The organism is Acinetobacter sp. YH01022, from assembly GCF_013420235.1.
Classification (GTDB): Bacteria; Pseudomonadota; Gammaproteobacteria; order Pseudomonadales; family Moraxellaceae; genus Acinetobacter.
Window position 1 is genome coordinate 1 of sequence record NZ_VOYP01000039.1, and the last position, 17,794, is coordinate 17,794.

Consider the following 17,794-nt stretch of genomic DNA (forward strand, 5'->3'; position numbering starts at 1 on the left):
AAGTTGGGTGTATTTCTTCATTGTGTGCTTTCCAATTGCGAGTTGAAAAAGTCCAATGATTCTACGAATACACCTAACTTTTTCAACTAACTACAAATGTGTCGCACTTGGGATTTGAATCTGCGAATTTTAAAAAGTAATGAATAGATCAGGAATAAATTATGTCACAAACGACTATGCAACAAGTCATCATCACAGAACCGGGCGGCGTGGATAAACTCGCTTACGAAACTGTTGCAGTACCTGAAGCTAAAGCAGATGAAGTCTTGGTGAAAGTGCATGCATTTGGCATTAACCGTCCTGACATCTTGCAGCGTCAAGGTCTATATCCAATGCCTAAAGGAGTAACGCCTGTACCGGGTTTGGAAGTGGCTGGTGAAGTGGTGGCTGTAGGAACTGAGGTTTCTAAGTTTAAAGTTGGCGATCAGGTGTGTGGCCTGACCAATGGGGGTGGTTATGCAGAATATTGTGTGGTGCCTGAAAGCCAGACCTTGAATATTCCTGAAGGTGTGAGCTTTACTCAGGCAGCCGCGATTCCTGAAACCTTCTTTACCGTATGGGTGAATGTGTTCCAGATGGGTAAAGCCAAGGCAGGGGAAACGGTACTGGTACATGGTGGAGCAAGCGGGATTGGAACGACTGCTTTAATGCTGTGTAAATCACTCGGCATCAAAACGTTTGCAACCGTAGGTTCAGATGAAAAAGTGGCAGCAATTTCGGATTTAACCACGGCAATCAACTATAAGACTCAGGATTTCGAGCAAGTCATTAATGAGGCTACTGACAATGGTGGTGTTGATGTGATTCTGGATATGGTGGGTGCGCCATATTTAGAACGTAATTTGAATTTGCTGCGCCGTGATGGTCGTCTGGTTTATATCGCATTCTTGGGTGGTGCAAAAGCCAAAGAGGTCAAACTCGGTCAAATCATGATGAAACGCCTGACTATTACCGGTTCAACCATGCGTGCACGTAACACTGCGGAAAAAGCTGAAATTGCTCAAGGTCTGCAAGAGCATGTTGCACCGCTGTGGGCAAAAGGAGAATGTTTGCCGATGATCTATAAAACTTTTAAGTTTGACCAGATTCAGGATGCTCATGCGGTGATGGATACCGGTGAACATGTTGGTAAAGTTGTGGTAGAAATCCTCTAATCATTCCTGTGATTGAAATACTAAAAGCCAACATATGTTGGCTTTTATTTTGCTTACAATAAAAATGATAAGTAACTTAAATTAATAGATAAAAATAAGGTTATAAAATTTTAAAAAATGGTAAAAAATATCGATTGTTCGACACAACCTGTCAAAACCAGGGAGTAGATTAAGATTTAGAATAATCCGACTAAATTGTTTGGAATTAATTGAAACGTCATGTAATAAAAGGAAGTATATTATGAAAATAGTCTCAGCTCCTTATACATCTGAACATGGCTTACGCGCCTTGAAGCGATTGCATAAAGCCATTATTTGCAATCAGGTATTACCTTCTAATCTGCATCAGTTTTATAAAGCGATGCTGCATCTTGAGCGTTATGTTGAACGGCTTAATCCCAAACCGCCGACAAAAGGTGTCACCAGCCGTTTCAAATCCTGATTCAAGTTTATCCTATTAGGCTTAAGTTGAAATAAATATTTAAAATTAAGTTTTTGATTGGTAGTATAATTTTTAGATAATTTAAAAAATTTTAGCATTTTAGGTATTGTGCTTTTATTGCACAAAGAGGGTGTTTATGAAGGGCAATGCATCAACGCATGAGCGCCTCGCAGAGCGTTTGGCCAATATTTTAACCAAACTGAATATAGGGCATCAGTTAAGTGTACAAGAACTGGCGGGTGAGTTTCAGGTCAGTACCCGAACCATTGAACGGGACTTTGATCGGCTTAATTCATACTTGCCTTTGATTCAGGATGGAAACACTAAACGCTATTATCTGGAACCTTCCTATTTAGGCCGTTTTAAACTGCAGGATATCCAGAATTTTGCGCAACTGTCGGGAATTAGTGAGCTTTACCCGACGCTGGATATTTCTTTTTTACGCGAATTGCTGGACGAGCGGGCGAATCAGGTCTTCTCGGCAAAAGGCTATTATTTTGAAGATAGCAAACGGTTTGCTGAACATTTTAAGCTGCTTAGCGCTGCGATTTATAAACGTCAATGGATTGAGCTGCAATATCGTGATCAATGCAGAATCATCCAGCCTTATCGTTTAATCCATCATCATGGCATCTGGTATTTGGCGGGTGTCTTTCAGAAAAAACTGCAGACTTATCGCTTAAGTCAGATTCAGCAGGTGAAACTGCTATTTGAGGCAGAAAATTTCCAACATGATGCCGAGATATTAAAAATACTGGCTGATGAGGAAAGCATCTGGTTTGGACAGCAAAAACAGCAGGTTTTTATCCAGGTAAAGGCTGAGGTTGCGGTATTTTTTAAAGAGCGGCGTTTGTTTCCAGAGCAGCAGATTGAGCAGGAATCCACATCGGGAGAATTATTAATCAGCTGTCGGGTTCGCCACGAAATGCAGTTGTTGCCTTTAGTGCGGTATTGGCTACCACATGTCAGGATTATTCAGCCAGTTCATTTGCAGCAAAAACTGGAGCAGGACTTGGAGAACTATTTGCGCTCTGCGGGATGATAGCCAAAGAGCATAATAGTGGAATGTAATTCAGAATAAAAATCTGAGTTGCTAAATTTTAGGCATAAAAAAACCAGCTTAATGCTGGGTTCTTTATTTACACCATCTTAGTAGGCTAAGAATGGTGCCCGAGGCCAGACTCGAACTGGCACGCTTTGTGGGCGGGGGATTTTAAATCCCCTGTGTCTACCGATTTCACCACTCGGGCTTAACAAGATTGGAGGCGGAGGTCGGAATCGAACCGGCGTACACGGAGTTGCAGTCCGCTGCATGACCACTCTGCCACCCCGCCATGTCTTGTTGCTGCGTATATTATCAAGCCCTGAAAAAAAAACAATAGTAGATTTATGCAGATGTGCAGAAAAGCAGCATATAACGGAAAATATTTAAAATATTCATGTAGAATGTGCGAAATTGATTCATATCAACATTTGGGAGAAGTGCCGTGGCATTAGTATTAGATGGTCGTGCATTGGCAAAGAAAATTGAGGCTGATTTGTTAACTCGCGTAGAAGCGTTAAAAGCAAAATCAGGTCGTACTCCAATCCTTGCGACTATTTTGGTGGGTGACGATGGCGCATCTGCAACTTATGTGCGTATGAAAGGAAATGCTTGCCGCCGTGTCGGTATGGATTCATTGAAAGTTGAACTTCCGAAAGAAACCACGACTGAAGAATTACTGGCTGAAATTGAAAAACTCAATGCCAATCCTGATGTTCACGGTATTCTTTTACAGCACCCAGTGCCTGCACAAATTGATGAGCGTGCTTGTTTCGATGCCATTTCACTGGCGAAAGACGTTGATGGTGTAACTTGCCTGGGTTATGGTCGTATGGCAATGGGTGAGGCAGCTTATGGTTCTGCAACGCCTGCAGGTATCATGACTATCCTGCAAGCCAATGATATTGAGATTGCAGGTAAACATGCAGTCGTTGTTGGTCGTTCTGCAATTTTGGGTAAACCGATGGCTGCAATGTTGCTTGAAGCTAATGCAACAGTAACGATTTGCCATTCACGTACACAAAACCTGGCTGACTTCGTTAAACAGGCTGACATTATTGTCGGTGCAGTAGGTAAAGCTGAACTGATTCAAAAAGACTGGATTAAACCAGGCGCAGTTGTGGTTGATGCCGGCTTCCACCCACGTGATGGCGGTGGTGTAGGTGACATCCAGTTGGTTGGTATTGAAGAAGTGGCTTCTGCTTATACACCAGTTCCAGGTGGTGTAGGTCCTATGACCATTACCACTTTGATTCGTCAAACTGTTGAAGCTGCTGAAAAGGCTTTAGGTTAATCTTTTAATTAAAAGATGGTGAAGTCACGACGGAGTCTTACCGTTGTGACGATCGATGTAAGAAGCTCGTATGTTACTTTTGTTTCGGCAAAAGTAACCAAAACCATTTGTCACCCACAGAACTCGGCATTTTGTGTCATTTAATCTGAAATGTCGCAGAAACAATTTTAAATAAATTTAGGTTTGCCTCGAACAGCTGCGGATGACTTGGTCGCGTATCAAATCCCTTTATAAGTTTCAATAAGATCATCGCCAAGGCTTAAGCATGAGCTGTACTTTCCAATTTCCAAAAGCCCCCGAACATTTAATTCAAGCTTTGCATGAAGTGATTCCAAACTGTGAGCTACTTGCCCAGCAATTGCCTGAAATCCCCATTTCACTGTGGCTGATTCCACCGGTCTTTCCGACAGACAAACTCGATGACGAAGTGATTCGTCGGATCTGGAATGATACGCCATACTGGATATTCTGCTGGGCTTCAGGACTTGCTATGGCACAGTGGCTCTTAGCTGAACCACATCATGTGAAAGACAAGGTGGTACTCGACTTTGGTGCGGGGTCGGGTGTGGTTGCAATTGCAGCGAAAATGGCAGGAGCGAAGCGGGTGATCTGTTGTGATATTGATCAGGTCAGTCTGGATGCGTGTCGTGCCAATGCCGAGTTGAATAATGTCGAGCTGGAATATCTGGATGATTTATATAAAGCAGAACAGGTTGATGTACTACTGGCCGCAGATGTACTGTATGACCAATGCAATCGCTTCTTTTTAGATGAGTTTCTAAAGTTTGCCCCGGAAGTATGGGTGGCAGACAGTCGGGTGAAAAATTTTAGTCATCCAAACTACGAAAAACTGGATGAACGTAGTGCCACGACTTGGCCAGATCTGGATGAAGCAAAGGAATTTCGTAATGTCAGTTTTTATAAGACGCTATAAATAGCGTCTTATTTCTGTCTAAATTATTAAGTTTTAAGAGCAGGTATAGCGAACCACACTTAAGGTGCTTGGACGCGCTTCTAACGACTGACGAGTAGCCATATTTTCACTATTATATAAGTCTGGGGTGTTGCTTAGACTTATGCTGGTACGGCTCTGGCCCAGTTGACGACCATAGTGTGGAGTTTGTATTTCCGGATTGGCAATTTCACTAATGCTCAGGATCGTTAATTTATATTGTTTATTTAAGCCTAATACTTTTTGGCAGGCACGCTGTAATTTCTGTTCATCTATTTTCTGGTTTTGACGAATAGCCAAAGTATAAGTCAATGTTGCGCTATTGGCAGACTGGCTTTCAATCTGATAGCCGACATTACCATTGTATTGGCGCGGAGTACTTTGACAGGCAGTCAGTGCAAGCGCAAGCAAACTTAAACCCAACAATTTATAGCTCTTGTTCATCTTCAAAAAATCCCGGTGTTATTATTCTACTCAGTATGCCATAAGCCCGATTTTTTAACGATCTTGAGGCAGTGTATATTCCATAAAAAAGCTTTCCAAATGTGACCATCTGGAAAGCTGATGCCATCAGAATAAAAAAAATAAACACTTGATTCATTTTGTCTGCATTGAAGTGAATGACAATTATTCGGTGTCCTTTCACTTTAAATAGTGTTAGGTTTCTTGAGATAACAAGAAATTTAAGTTTACTGTCTGAACAGGATTAGAGGAGGTGGACATGCAAGTGAGTCATCCGGTCTATGATGTAGCGGTGATTGGTGGTGGTATTAATGGCGTGGGTATTGCCGTTGATGCTGCAGGACGGGGTTTGTCGGTTTTTTTATGTGAAAAGGATGACCTCGCCAGCCATACTTCCTCTGCCAGCAGTAAGTTGATTCATGGCGGTTTGCGTTATCTTGAATATAAAGAATTCCGTTTGGTACATGAAGCTTTGCTGGAGCGGGAAATCCTGCTAGCCAAAGCACCGCATATCATTCGTCCCTTACGTTTTATCATGCCACATCAGCCGCATTTACGTCCCGCTTGGCTGATACGGACCGGTTTATTTATTTATGATCATTTGGGAAAACGGAAAAAATTAGCTGCTTCCCGGCATATTCATTTTGATCCGGCCAGCAGTCCTTTAAAAGATGAAATGACGCAAGGTTTTGAGTATTCGGATTGTACTGTGGATGATGCGCGGTTAGTGGTTTTAAATGCCATGCAGGCGCATGAGCTGGGCGCCAAAATTGCCACACAAACCCGTTGTACCGCTGCTTACCGTGAAAATGGCGTGTGGAATATCCATCTGGAACATGCGCAGGGTAGTTATCAGCTACAGGCAAAAGCGCTGGTTAACGCTACAGGACCTTGGGTGTTCCAGTTTATTGAGCACAATTTAAAACAGCAATCACCGCATGGTCTACGTCTTGTTCAGGGCAGTCATATTATCGTGCCTAGAATTTATGAGGGCGATAAAGCTTTCATTCTGCAAAATGATGATCAGCGTATTATTTTCGCGATTCCTTATCTGGAGCAATATACCTTGATTGGGACTACTGATCATGAGTATCAGGGCAATCTTGATCAGGTCGAAATCACCGCACAGGAAGTGGATTATTTACTGGATGTTTATAATGATCATTTTAAGCATCAGCTGACGGTTGAGGATATTTTATATACCTATTCAGGTGTGCGCTCTTTGTGTGATGACGAGTCGGATAATCCATCGGCTGTTACCCGAGATTACACTTTGGCAATATCGCATGCGCAGGAAAATGATGCACCTTTACTATCGGTATTTGGTGGCAAGCTCACCACTTATCGAAAACTGGCAGAGTCAGCAATGGCGCATTTGGCGCCGAGTTTCCCTGACATGCATAAGCCCTGGACTGAAACGGCTTTTTTGCCGGGTGCGGAAAATCTGGTTTCGATTGAGTTGTTAATGCAGCAGCTGATGCAGGCTATTGAGGATGTTTCTTTACCATTGGCTTCGCGCTGGGCACATGCTTATGGTTCAAGGGTATGGGGATTTTTAAAGGATATTTCAGGCATCAATGAACTGGGTGAGGATTTTGGTCATGGTTTGTTTGCTAGAGAAGTAGACTATCTGGTGGATCAGGAGTGGGCGAGAACCAGTGAGGATATTTTATGGCGCAGAAGCAAACTCGGTTTTCAATTTAGTAGCGATGAAATACAGCAACTGGATCAATATCTTTTAAAATTGCTGCTGACAAGATCAAGCGATACTGCAGCTTAAGCGATTCAACAAGAAAAAAGACCGCCTGAGCGATCTTTTGGGTGCAGCAAGTTTTAGTTGTGATCTTCATTCAAGTTTCAGCGGTGGGCTGTACTTAAATTTCAACGCCGCCGAGTTCTTTACAATTTACCGGCGTATTCCATTTCACGGCTGTACCCCAAACCACGGGGCGTACAAAACGCCAAGGCCAGAAACCGAATCTCTGGCTGGCATTGTAGTTAATGACCACGTTGCCACCGACTTGATGAGCACGTTCTGCAAAACGTGAATACAGTTCTTCTACGCTGCCATAAGTCCCTTTAGCCACTTTAATGCGCTTTTTGATCTGAAACTGGCTAGAGTCTGGCGTACCTTTGATTGCACAAATGTGAAGAGCAGGCTGTTCAGGTGTCTCGGGTTTGGCTATTGCCAAAGTAGACATGCTAAGCAGACAGGCAGTCAGTGTGAGTGTTTTTAACATGAAGTTTCCCCTTTTATGGCTGTTGTTAAATTATACAATCTTATTATTAAACAAATAGTTAAAAAAAAGGCCGCTTGTGCGGCCTTTTTTTATTTAGCGATTAAGCAGATTGAACTGCAGCTAAAAGTTCAGCTTGACGCTTTTTCAACGCTTCTGGTAGACGGTCACCCAGTTTGTTGAACAATTCAGAGTGGCTTTCAAATTCTTTGATCCACAAATCTTTATCTTGAGAAGTCACCATCTCGAACTGTTCTTTAGTGAAGTCAGAACCAGTCCAGTTCAGCTGTTCGTAAGTTGGAACGCGACCAATTGGTGTTTCAACAGCATCTGCACGACCTTCACAACGGTCAATGATCCACTCAAGAACACGCATGTTTTGACCGAAACCAGGCCATACGAAGTTGCCTTCAGCATCACGACGGAACCAGTTTACGTTGTAGATGCCAGGAAGCTTGTTGCCAGCAGCAGCAGCTTTCGCACCAACTTTCTCACCCATTTCTAACCAGTGAGAGAAGTAGTCAGCCATGTTGTAACCGGTGAATGGAAGCATCGCAAATGGGTCACGACGAACAACACCTTGTTGACCAACAGCAGCAGCAGTGGTTTCAGAACCCATGGTTGCTGCTTTATACACGCCGTCAACCCAGTCGATTGCTTCTGAAACTAGCGGAACTGTGTCTGCACGGCGACCACCGAAGATGAATGCAGAAATTGGAACACCTGCCGGATTTTCCCAGTCAGCATCAATTGAAGGGCATTGACCTGCAGCAACGGTAAAACGTGCATTTGGATGTGCAGCTTTTTCACCAGCAACGTGTGGTTGACCTTTCCAGTTAGTCAGGTTAGCAGGTACTTCTTTAGTCAGACCTTCCCACCATACTTCACCGTTGTCAGTCACGGCAACGTTAGTGTAAATCACGTCGTGGCTTAAAGTCGCCATACAGTTCGGGTTGGTTTTGGTATTGGTACCAGGTGCTACACCGAAGAAACCAGCTTCTGGGTTGATTGCATATAAGCGACCGTCTTCACCTGGTTTGATCCAGGCAATATCGTCACCTACAGTTTCAATTTTCCAGCCTTCGTAACCTGCTGGTGGAATCAACATTGCAAAGTTGGTTTTACCACAAGCTGATGGGAATGCAGCAGCGATGTAGTGTTTTTCACCTTGTGGATTGGTTACGCCAAGGATCAGCATGTGTTCAGCTAACCAGCCTTGTTGACGGCCCATAGAGGATGCAATACGTAATGCCAGGCATTTTTTACCCAACAATGCGTTACCGCCGTAACCTGAACCATAAGACCAGATTTCACGAGTTTCTGGATAATGCACGATATATTTTTCTGGGTTGCAAGGCCAAGCTACGTCTTTTTGACCTTCTTCAAGCGGAGCGCCTACAGTGTGGACACATGGTACGAATTCGCCATCAGTACCAAGTACCTCGTAAACAGCTTTACCCATACGAGCCATTTTAGCCATGCTTACTGCTACGTAAGGAGAGTCGGTTATCTCAATACCGATGTGTGCAATATGAGAACCTAAAGGACCCATAGAGAAAGGAACCACGTACATGGTACGTCCTTTCATGCAACCATCAAACAAACCGTTCAGGCGAGCGCGCATTTCAGCAGGCGCTTCCCAGTTGTTTGTCGCACCTGCGTCTTCTTGTTTTTCTGAACAGATAAATGTGCGACCTTCAACACGAGCAACGTCAGAAGGATCTGAATTTGCCAAGTAAGAACCAGGGTGTTTTTCTGGGTTAAGTGCTTGCATAGTGCCGTTAGCGATCATCAAGTCAATAAGACGTTGATATTCTTCTGCGCTACCGTCACACCATTCAATTTTTGCCGGTTTGGTTAATTTAGCAATCTCTTCCACCCATGCAATAAGCTTAGGGTTACGAACGAATTCTGGTGCGTTCACTTGGGTCATGGTGAGGCCTATCTCAAATATGTACGGTTCAAATGTACAAAGTACAATCCAGGCAATGGGGTACATCGCCAGGATGAAAATATAAAAAAAAAGTGGCTGTATTAAAGCATAAAATCATAAAAAAAATAAGACTAAAGAAGTAGCTGAAATAGATTGGAATATTATATGTTTATTTTTTTAAATCATTAAAAACAATAAGTTAAAACATTGTTCGTTTATTAATTGATTCATTTATCAGTTTTATGAGTGTTATTTATTTAAATTATTTATTTATAAAACAATAACTTAGTGTTGTTATTTTCGTGGTGATCGCTATTGATTTAATAAATGGTGGTAATTCGAATTTTACATAAAGATGCTTTCAATTGTCGATAATTTGGACGAAATTAGAGCAATTGCTTCAAAAAAGTAGTAAAAATGTCAGTTTCTGCCAAGCCTTTGTCTCTTATCTATAATGAAAAATCAGGATTTCATGCAGCCAATAAAGATGAAATCTATGAGCCGCTTATGACAAATTTAACGGCCTATGGTTATGAGATTCAGGCATTTGAAATTAGTGCTGAAACAGATTTTAGCAGTTTTATGGACAGAATCATCGCACGCCATCTACAGGCAGAAGAAATTGGTATTGTGGTTGCTGCGGGTGGGGATGGTACACTCAATACGGTGGCTACCAAATTGATAGGCACCGAGATTCCTATGGGTATTTTTCCCTTGGGAACCTTCAATTATGTTGCCCGCTTGTTGCATATTCCACTTGATCTGCTCAAAGCGGCCGATGTTATCGCGACAGGACAAATCCGTGCAGTCCATGTGGCACAAATTAATGATCATATCTATTTAAACAATGCCAGCTTGGGGCTTTATCCCTTATTCATACAAAGGCGTGAGCTCTATAACCGGCGTTTTGGCCGTTTTGCTTTACATGCCTATACTTCGGCTCTTGAGGTGCTGATTCGTGATCGCAAAGAGCTGAAACTGGAAGTGGAAATTGACGGTAAAAAATATCCCGTCAAAACTCCGCTGATTTTTTTTGGTAATAATCAGCTGCAACTGGCAGAGATGAATTTACGCATTGCCAAATGTGCTGAATTGGGAAAAGTCGCAGGGGTGGTGGTGGCAAAAAGCGATAAACCAACGTTATTTAAAATTTTATGGCAGTTGATTCGAGGCAATGTTGATCATGCACCAGATGTGTATAGCTTTTCTGCCGACAAGGTGCAAATACATTCCAAAGCCAAAAAACTGACTCTTGCACTGGATGGTGAGATTGTGGAAATGCAGCCCCCGCTGCATATTTCCGTACGCAAGCATGCATTGAAAATAATGGTTCCTTATGATTCTACATCTATCTGATTTGCATTTTGGTACAGAAAGACCGGCCTGTATGGCTGCAATTCGTCTCTTTTGTCAGCAACATTCTTTGGAAGCTGTAGTGGTCAGTGGGGACTTAACCCAGCGCGCCCGTTATAAGCAGTTTTATGACTGCAAACAGTTTGTGGAAAGTTTAAATCTACCTTATCTGGTGGTGCCTGGAAATCATGATATTCCCTTGTACCATGTCTGGAATCGGGTATTCAGTCCCTTTACCCGCTATAAAATTTTCTTTGGTCATATGGAAACTGTGCTGGAAACCAAGCATTTTTATCTGATTGGCGTCAATAGTATTCGGCGGCGTTATCACACCAGAGGCCATATTTCTCTGGAGCAAATTCAGCAAATTGATCAAAGGCTGATGATGGCTCCCAAGCGTAAAATCAAACTTATTGTGGCGCACCAGCCATTTTATACACCGCCGGATAATCCGCATGGGATCAAGGATTGTCCAATGCTGGGGCGTATGGCTTTGGAATCTTGGAGTCAAAGTGGTTTAAATGGCCTGTTACATGGTCATCTGCATCAATCAGCGGTGTATGATCTGAACCAGATTTACCATTTAGGGGCAGACCATCCGGTGCTGGATATTCATGCGGGAACTGCAACGTCTTACCGTTTGTATCGGGGCTTACCCAACAGTCTGAATCTGATTTATCCAAATGCTGATGTAGAGCATTATTGTTTTAACAATCAGCAAAAAGAATTTGTGTTAAAAGAAGAAAGTGCTGATTAAATGCAGAAATATCGGATTTGAATAAAAAAAATACAAAAAACAGCAAATTTTTTTTGTTTGCCCCTTGAAGCGTTTTTTTCCATCCCCACAAAAGTGTCATCGAAATTATTTGATGATGACCGATGGAATAACAAAGTCATCATTACTTCACTAATAAAAGACTTAGTCTGATGGAGTTTCCAATGAGCAACATTCGTCCATTACATGATCGCGTAGTTATTCGTCGTGTTGAAGAAGAAACTAAAACTGCTGGCGGTATTTTGCTTCCAGGTTCTGCTGCTGAAAAACCGGCTCAAGGTGAAATCATTGCAGTAGGCAATGGCCAGATTACTGACAACGGTGTGCGTGCTTTAGATGTAAAAGTTGGCGACAAAGTATTATTTGGCACTTATGCGGGTACCACTGTAAAAGTACAAGGCGAAGAACTTCTTATTATGAAAGAGTCTGACATTTTAGCGGTGCTTGAAGGTTAATCCTGAGCCGGAAAATTCAGACCTGATTATTTATTCAGCTTATTGAAAATTAAAATATTTGGAGTAAACCATGTCAGCTAAAGACGTAAAATTTGGTGATTCAGCTCGCGCTAAAATGATTGCAGGTGTAAATGTACTTGCAGATGCGGTAAAAGTGACTTTAGGTCCTAAAGGCCGTAACGTTGTGATCGACCGTTCTTTCGGTGCGCCACACATCACTAAAGATGGTGTAACAGTAGCGAAAGAAATTTCACTTGCAGACAAATTTGAGAACATGGGTGCTCAACTGGTTCGTGAGGTTTCTTCAAAAACCAATGACATCGCAGGTGACGGTACAACAACTGCAACCGTATTGGCTCAAGCAATCTTGAACGAAGGAATCAAGTCGGTGACTGCGGGTATGAACCCAATGGACTTGAAACGTGGTATCGACCTTGCAGTGAAAGCTGTAGTGGAAAACATCAAAGCCACTGCTAAACCAGCGTCTGACACGAAAGCAATTGAACAAGTGGGTTCGATCTCTGCAAACTCTGACGAAACTGTGGGTAAACTGATTGCTCAAGCCATGGAACGCGTTGGTAAAGAAGGCGTGATCACTGTTGAAGAAGGTTCAGGTTTTGAAGATGCGTTAGACGTAGTTGAAGGTATGCAGTTTGACCGCGGTTATATCTCTCCATACTTCTCTAACAAACAAGACACTTTAACTGCAGAACTGGAAAACCCGTTCATTCTTCTGGTTGATAAAAAAATCAGCAATATCCGTGAATTGATTACAGTACTTGAAGCGGTTGCAAAAACTGGTAAACCTCTTCTTATTATTGCTGAAGATGTTGAAGGCGAAGCGTTGGCTACGCTTGTCGTAAACAACATGCGCGGCATCATTAAAGTATGTGCAGTGAAAGCACCTGGTTTTGGTGACCGTCGTAAAGCAATGCTGCAAGATATCGCAATCTTGACTGGTGCTACAGTTATTTCTGAAGAAGTGGGTATGTCTTTAGAACAGGCTACGCTTCAAGACTTAGGTACTGCACATAAAGTAACAGTATCTAAAGAAAACACCGTGATTGTAGATGGTGCTGGCGATGCAAACCAGATTGCTGAACGCGTTCAACAAATCCGTGCGCAAATTGAAGAATCTACGTCTGAATACGACAAAGAAAAACTTCAGGAACGCGTTGCTAAATTGGCTGGTGGTGTTGCAGTAATTAAAATTGGTGCAGCAACTGAAGTTGAAATGAAAGAGAAAAAAGACCGTGTTGACGATGCGCTTCATGCAACACGTGCTGCAGTTGAAGAAGGTGTAGTTGCGGGTGGTGGTGTTGCGCTGGTGCGTGCAGCTTCTGCGCTTAACGGTGTAACTGGTGCCAATGATGACCAAAATGTAGGTATCAACATTTTACGTCGCGCTATTGAAGCTCCGCTTCGTCAAATCGTAGCGAATGCGGGTGATGAGCCATCTGTAGTCATCAATGCTGTGAAAAATGGCGAAGGTAACTTCGGTTATAATGCTGCTACTGGTGAATATGGCGATATGCTTGAAATGGGTATTCTTGACCCTGCAAAAGTAACGCGTTCTGCACTTGAACATGCTGCTTCTGTTGCTGCTTTAATGTTAACGACTGAATGCATGATTACAGATATTCCTGAAGATAAACCTGCTATGCCTGATATGGGCGGCATGGGTGGAATGGGCGGTATGATGTAATTCATCTGGCTGATTCATTACTCAGCTTTCCAATACATGTTAAAAACATCCTTCAGGTTTAGGCTTGAAGGATGTTTTTTTATTGGTATATTTATTTATAAGTGTTATAAATTTTAACAATTTCAGTAAAAAATCTTCGACTTTTGTATCCTGTCTGTTAATTTATTTTGTGATAGTATAAATGAAGATAAGATAAATTTCACATCAGGTACGTATGATTTTTCTGTTGATATTTTAAACAGAATTAAGTGTATAGAATGGGATCTGAACATAATAAGTATTCTGAATATCTGTGATCTTTATCATAATATGATGTATAAATGTTGTTAAATAGTGATATTATTGTGACCGTGTAATCAGTTTATAATAGTTAATAATTTCTCCAAAATATAGTTGACATTTAGCATGAATGATTTGAATACAAGAGTTAAAGAACATAAGAGGGTAGTTCTGAAATCAGAGCTGATAATGATTAGCGCTGAAGAGTTGAAAGGCTTATATCGAAAGTTGAGGGACTATGAAGATCAGATTCAAAGTTACCAACAAGAAAAGCGATTTTTTCTGAAAATGCTGTCCAATCAATCCTAATTAGTTTGGCTAAACTCATCAATTAAGTTTTGAATAATTTCTTTGTGTGCACTCTTTAGGGCTTTGAATTTTAAAAAATAGTTTAATTCAACACTTTGTGATTCTGTTAGTGTAGATGTTTCATCTGCTAGTTTTTGATCACCAAATCTTAACCATTGTTTAGAAACATTTAACCATAATGCTAATAGCGACAATTTATCCTGACCAGGAATAGCCTTACCAAGCAGCCAGTTATTCGCTGATTGTACTGAAATTGGTTGACCATCATAACGACAGTTAAATTCTTTCGACAAGTAGGTTGGACTAATCGGATGTTTGGCTTCTGATAAAGCCTGAGTTAGGCGTTCAGCAAAAAGTTTTTTTTCCTGTTGATTGCTCATGATCTAAAATAAACCTCAAAGATGTAATTATTATACACTTTTTATATTGCGAATAGGTTGTGCTATTGTAATATTTTTGCTCCATAAAGGTAAATTAATTTCAATATCTAAAAAAGTCTTTGATAGTTTAATTTGTATCCAAAAGTTTCCATTTGATATTTTAAAGTCAGCTTGATTTTAAAAAAAATAGCTGTAATAAGCTATATAAAATGCCCATCTCTTTTAACAATATTTTAAACGGTTTTTTGCATTCTGATGAGTGAATATAAATTCACACTTTTATGTGTAGTATTAAAAAAATTTGATTAGCACAATTATGATTTTGTAGTGATCTTTTTTTGGTGGCGCTACAGTTTTCCATTTAATTTGTGTGATTTTGATGCTTGATGAAATGATTTGAATGCTGGATTTAATGATGGCGAAAGTTTGTATCTTTCAGAGCTTAATAATATCAATCAATCTGTACATACAGTAGATTTCTAATCGTTTTCTTGATTTTTTATTTGGTGTGTTGATATTTCATAATGGTAGCCAAATAAATATACAAACTAAGGCAACAGAACTTGAATGGTTTCTCTTTAGCTTGTCATAACCTGTCGCGATAGTTTTAAATTACTTCAGTCTTGCAAGTATATTCTCAATTAAGTCTCTAATTTTATATAAGTACCAATCTTTGTAATCATTATGCGATTGGGTTTTGAATTTTGTAAGATATTTTCTTTAGTTATTGTTTTTTTATATTTTTTCTCTAAATAAGTTCGCATCATATCCTTTATTTGTACAAAGCACATCAGTATCTTTTAGACCTATGGGATTAACCAAGGCTGTTGCTACTTTCACATTATGACTTGTACCGTCATGAATTAGAAATTGAATAGGGTTCTCATTTGAATCTACTGTTAAATGAGTTTTAGAGCTATTACCCCCATGATTTTTGAAATAGTTTGGGTTCTGATGCCTGTGGCATGCTGATGAGCACGCACATAGGTTGCATGAATAAATACCCATTCCGGATCAGCATCAGAAAAAATTAAGTTAAATTATTTTTAATAACTTATTATCTTTTGATCACTGTGTTTTGTTTGAGATAAATATCAGAATTTGGGGTGAGGGGTCTTGCCTAGTAAGGCTTTCAGCTTAGACTGGTGTTGATCTGTCAGTATTGTGCGAGTCATAGCGAGAAGTGAATTTGGTTTGGTGATTAAATTTTACTTTCTCGCTATTTTTTTTGCACAGCAAATGTCACAGGCTTCATTGAAATCGAGTTGTCTTTATAAAAATTGACTGTAAACGCAGTGAACTGATGCTGCTAAAAAAAATTATAAATTGATTTTATCCATCTCTCTAAAAAATAACTAAATAAAAGAGTGTTTTATCAAATTTTGATTTAAATCGTTTTGAGATGTTTTTTCTTTTGGTGTAATTTATTGATTATATTTTATTTTAATGTTTTTTTATGTGGTCATTTTAATAAATTATATGTTTATTGAAAAAAATAAATCAAATATTGATTGATAAAAATGTTTATTTTTGTATATGATTGTCTGGTAGTTGGTGAGGGTTTGATCTTAATTGGTAAAGGATTCGAATAACTACACCTTAATTAGAGGTTTTGCTGGTTTACAGGATCCTAGGGTAGGCCAGTCTTTTTATAAAAATGGAGATATGTGTATGAGTTTACAAAAATCATTCAAGTTGTCAGCAGTAGCATTTGCAATTGCTGCATCTAGTTCAGTAATGGCAGATCAAATTAGTGTACTTGCTTTAGATGATATATATGGTTGGGTACCAACAACATCTTTTGATACAGATGCCTTCAATAGTGTTACAACAAATTCATTAACAGTAAATGGTCCAAGCCAATTGAATGGTAATTTGACTGTTAATGGCGGAGAGTCAAATATTATTAGTGCGGGTACGATTGCTACTGGTGCTGATTTAGTTATACCGACTGTAAATGCTGCTTTTGCAAATACTACTCAGAATTTTAATCAGGATCGAGTAGATACTCAAGATCAGACTCGTACAGTTGATGCGCAAGTTATTAATGAAAATAAGTTCCAATTAACTACATCTGAACAAGTAGGTCAGCAATCTTGGACAACATCGCAATCTGCAACTGCAAATTATGATCTTGCTGGTGTAATTATTCCTGGTAGTTTGACTGGTCCAGTGTTAGGTACTACCGTTGACAATGGATTTGTTGCCACAACTGTTGATAAGGTCCAAGATCTAACTTTGGGACGTAATAATTCTACAGAAGATTATCAATTATCTATCAGTAAAACAGAAAATGGTGTTACAAATTCAACCACTGTAAATGCTTCTGGTATTTCAACTGGTCAAATTACACTTGCTGGTCAAGATTTAGCAACAACAATCGCTAATGGGGATGCAACGACTTTAGCATCTGCAAATCTTTATACAGATGGTCAAGTTGCAAATGAAGCAGCAGCTCGTGCAGCAGCAGATACTCAATTACAAGCAAATATTGATACTGAAGCAGCTACTCGTGCAGCAGCAGATACTCAATTACAAGCAAATATTGATACTGAAGCAGCTACTCGTGCAGCAGCAGATACTCAATTACAAGCAAATATTGATACTGAAGCAGCTACTCGTGCAGCAGCAGATACTCAATTACAAGCAAATATTGATACTGAAGCAGCTACTCGTGCAGCAGCAGATACTCAATTACAAGCAAATATTGATACTGAAGCAGCTACTCGTGCAGCAGCAGATACTCAATTACAAGCAAATATTGATACTGAAGCAGCTACTCGTGCAGCAGCAGATACAGCATTAAATACTCGTGTTGATACTGAAGCAGCTACTCGTGCAGCAGCAGATGTAGTTTTACAAGACAACATTAATGCTGAAGCAGCAACTCGTTCAGCAGCAGATACAGCATTAAATACTCGTGTTGATACTGAAGCAGCTACTCGTGCAGCAGCAGATGTAGTTTTACAAGACAACATTAATGCTGAAGCAGCAACTCGTTCAGCAGCAGATACAGCATTAA

General features: G+C 40.4%; 15 protein-coding genes, 2 tRNA genes and 1 pseudogene. 11 read left to right on the top strand and 7 right to left on the bottom strand.

Annotation, left to right across the window (positions count from 1 at the left end):
• Positions 1 to 161: 161 nt before the first annotated feature.
• The 3 genes from FTT87_RS12630 to FTT87_RS12640 all read left to right on the top strand — a co-directional run bounded on the left by FTT87_RS12630 (position 162) and on the right by FTT87_RS12640 (position 2,638).
• Entirely contained in the window at positions 162 to 1,154 is a 993-nt protein-coding gene (locus FTT87_RS12630; RefSeq protein ID WP_180081304.1) for an NAD(P)H-quinone oxidoreductase, read from the top strand.
• A gap of 241 nt (positions 1,155 to 1,395) precedes the next feature.
• On the top strand, positions 1,396 to 1,596 hold the full coding sequence (locus tag FTT87_RS12635) for a hypothetical protein (protein WP_086176233.1): 201 nt from the start codon (positions 1,396 to 1,398) through the stop codon (positions 1,594 to 1,596).
• A gap of 136 nt (positions 1,597 to 1,732) precedes the next feature.
• Entirely contained in the window at positions 1,733 to 2,638 is a 906-nt protein-coding gene (locus tag FTT87_RS12640) for a YafY family protein (RefSeq protein ID WP_180042331.1), read from the top strand.
• 122 nt (positions 2,639 to 2,760) lie between these two features.
• On the opposite strand, the gene FTT87_RS12645 is transcribed toward FTT87_RS12640, so the two are convergent.
• Together FTT87_RS12645 and FTT87_RS12650 are read right to left on the bottom strand one after the other, a co-directional pair.
• A tRNA-Leu gene (locus tag FTT87_RS12645) sits at positions 2,761 to 2,846 on the bottom strand.
• 10 nt (positions 2,847 to 2,856) lie between these two features.
• Positions 2,857 to 2,930: transfer RNA gene (locus FTT87_RS12650), tRNA-Cys, on the bottom strand.
• Positions 2,931 to 3,083: 153 nt separating this feature from the next.
• Between FTT87_RS12650 and folD the strand changes: the two genes are divergently transcribed.
• Both folD and FTT87_RS12660 read left to right on the top strand, forming a co-directional pair.
• Positions 3,084 to 3,932: a bifunctional methylenetetrahydrofolate dehydrogenase/methenyltetrahydrofolate cyclohydrolase FolD gene (gene folD / locus FTT87_RS12655; RefSeq protein ID WP_180042329.1), complete on the top strand. Its 849-nt coding sequence runs from the start codon at positions 3,084 to 3,086 to the stop codon at positions 3,930 to 3,932.
• A 265-nt stretch (positions 3,933 to 4,197) separates the two neighbouring features.
• Positions 4,198 to 4,866: a methyltransferase gene (locus FTT87_RS12660; RefSeq protein ID WP_180042327.1), complete on the top strand. Its 669-nt coding sequence runs from the start codon at positions 4,198 to 4,200 to the stop codon at positions 4,864 to 4,866.
• Between the two features lie 33 nt (positions 4,867 to 4,899).
• On the opposite strand, the gene FTT87_RS12665 is transcribed toward FTT87_RS12660, so the two are convergent.
• Positions 4,900 to 5,328, bottom strand: coding sequence for a hypothetical protein (locus tag FTT87_RS12665; protein ID WP_180042325.1), 429 nt, complete (start codon positions 5,326 to 5,328; stop codon positions 4,900 to 4,902).
• Between the two features lie 277 nt (positions 5,329 to 5,605).
• Here FTT87_RS12665 and glpD point away from each other — a divergent pair, with 277 nt between their 5' ends.
• The gene (gene glpD / locus FTT87_RS12670; protein ID WP_180174940.1) at positions 5,606 to 7,126 is read left to right on the top strand and encodes a glycerol-3-phosphate dehydrogenase; all 1,521 of its coding nucleotides are present in this window, start codon (positions 5,606 to 5,608) and stop codon (positions 7,124 to 7,126) included.
• A gap of 94 nt (positions 7,127 to 7,220) precedes the next feature.
• On the opposite strand, the gene FTT87_RS12675 is transcribed toward glpD, so the two are convergent.
• Together FTT87_RS12675 and FTT87_RS12680 are read right to left on the bottom strand one after the other, a co-directional pair.
• Positions 7,221 to 7,586, bottom strand: a complete 366-nt coding sequence (locus FTT87_RS12675; protein WP_086196795.1) for a hypothetical protein — start codon at positions 7,584 to 7,586, stop codon at positions 7,221 to 7,223.
• Between the two features lie 100 nt (positions 7,587 to 7,686).
• Positions 7,687 to 9,516, bottom strand: a complete 1,830-nt coding sequence (locus FTT87_RS12680) for a phosphoenolpyruvate carboxykinase (GTP) (RefSeq protein WP_180042321.1) — start codon at positions 9,514 to 9,516, stop codon at positions 7,687 to 7,689.
• A gap of 417 nt (positions 9,517 to 9,933) precedes the next feature.
• Between FTT87_RS12680 and FTT87_RS12685 the strand changes: the two genes are divergently transcribed.
• From FTT87_RS12685 to groL, 4 genes are all read left to right on the top strand, one after another.
• The gene (locus FTT87_RS12685; RefSeq protein WP_180174941.1) at positions 9,934 to 10,872 is read left to right on the top strand and encodes a diacylglycerol kinase family protein; all 939 of its coding nucleotides are present in this window, start codon (positions 9,934 to 9,936) and stop codon (positions 10,870 to 10,872) included.
• Positions 10,853 to 11,626, top strand: coding sequence for a metallophosphoesterase (locus FTT87_RS12690; protein WP_180174942.1), 774 nt, complete (start codon positions 10,853 to 10,855; stop codon positions 11,624 to 11,626). Before FTT87_RS12685 ends, FTT87_RS12690 begins: the two co-directional genes overlap by 20 nt.
• Before the next feature lie 182 nt (positions 11,627 to 11,808).
• Entirely contained in the window at positions 11,809 to 12,099 is a 291-nt protein-coding gene (gene groES / locus FTT87_RS12695) for a co-chaperone GroES (RefSeq protein ID WP_016167026.1), read from the top strand.
• Positions 12,100 to 12,169: 70 nt separating this feature from the next.
• A complete protein-coding gene (groL, locus tag FTT87_RS12700) occupies positions 12,170 to 13,804 on the top strand; it encodes a chaperonin GroEL (RefSeq protein ID WP_180174943.1) in 1,635 nt (544 codons plus the stop codon).
• 584 nt (positions 13,805 to 14,388) lie between these two features.
• Here groL and FTT87_RS12705 read toward each other — a convergent pair.
• Positions 14,389 to 14,772, bottom strand: coding sequence for a hypothetical protein (locus tag FTT87_RS12705; RefSeq protein WP_180042314.1), 384 nt, complete (start codon positions 14,770 to 14,772; stop codon positions 14,389 to 14,391).
• A 519-nt stretch (positions 14,773 to 15,291) separates the two neighbouring features.
• A pseudogene (locus FTT87_RS12710) lies at positions 15,292 to 15,812 on the bottom strand (IS5 family transposase); the annotation flags it as partial.
• Positions 15,813 to 16,443: 631 nt separating this feature from the next.
• Here FTT87_RS12710 and FTT87_RS12715 point away from each other — a divergent pair.
• The coding region (locus tag FTT87_RS12715) for a hypothetical protein (RefSeq protein ID WP_218954209.1) at positions 16,444 to 17,794 on the top strand (1,351 nt) is incomplete at its 3' end.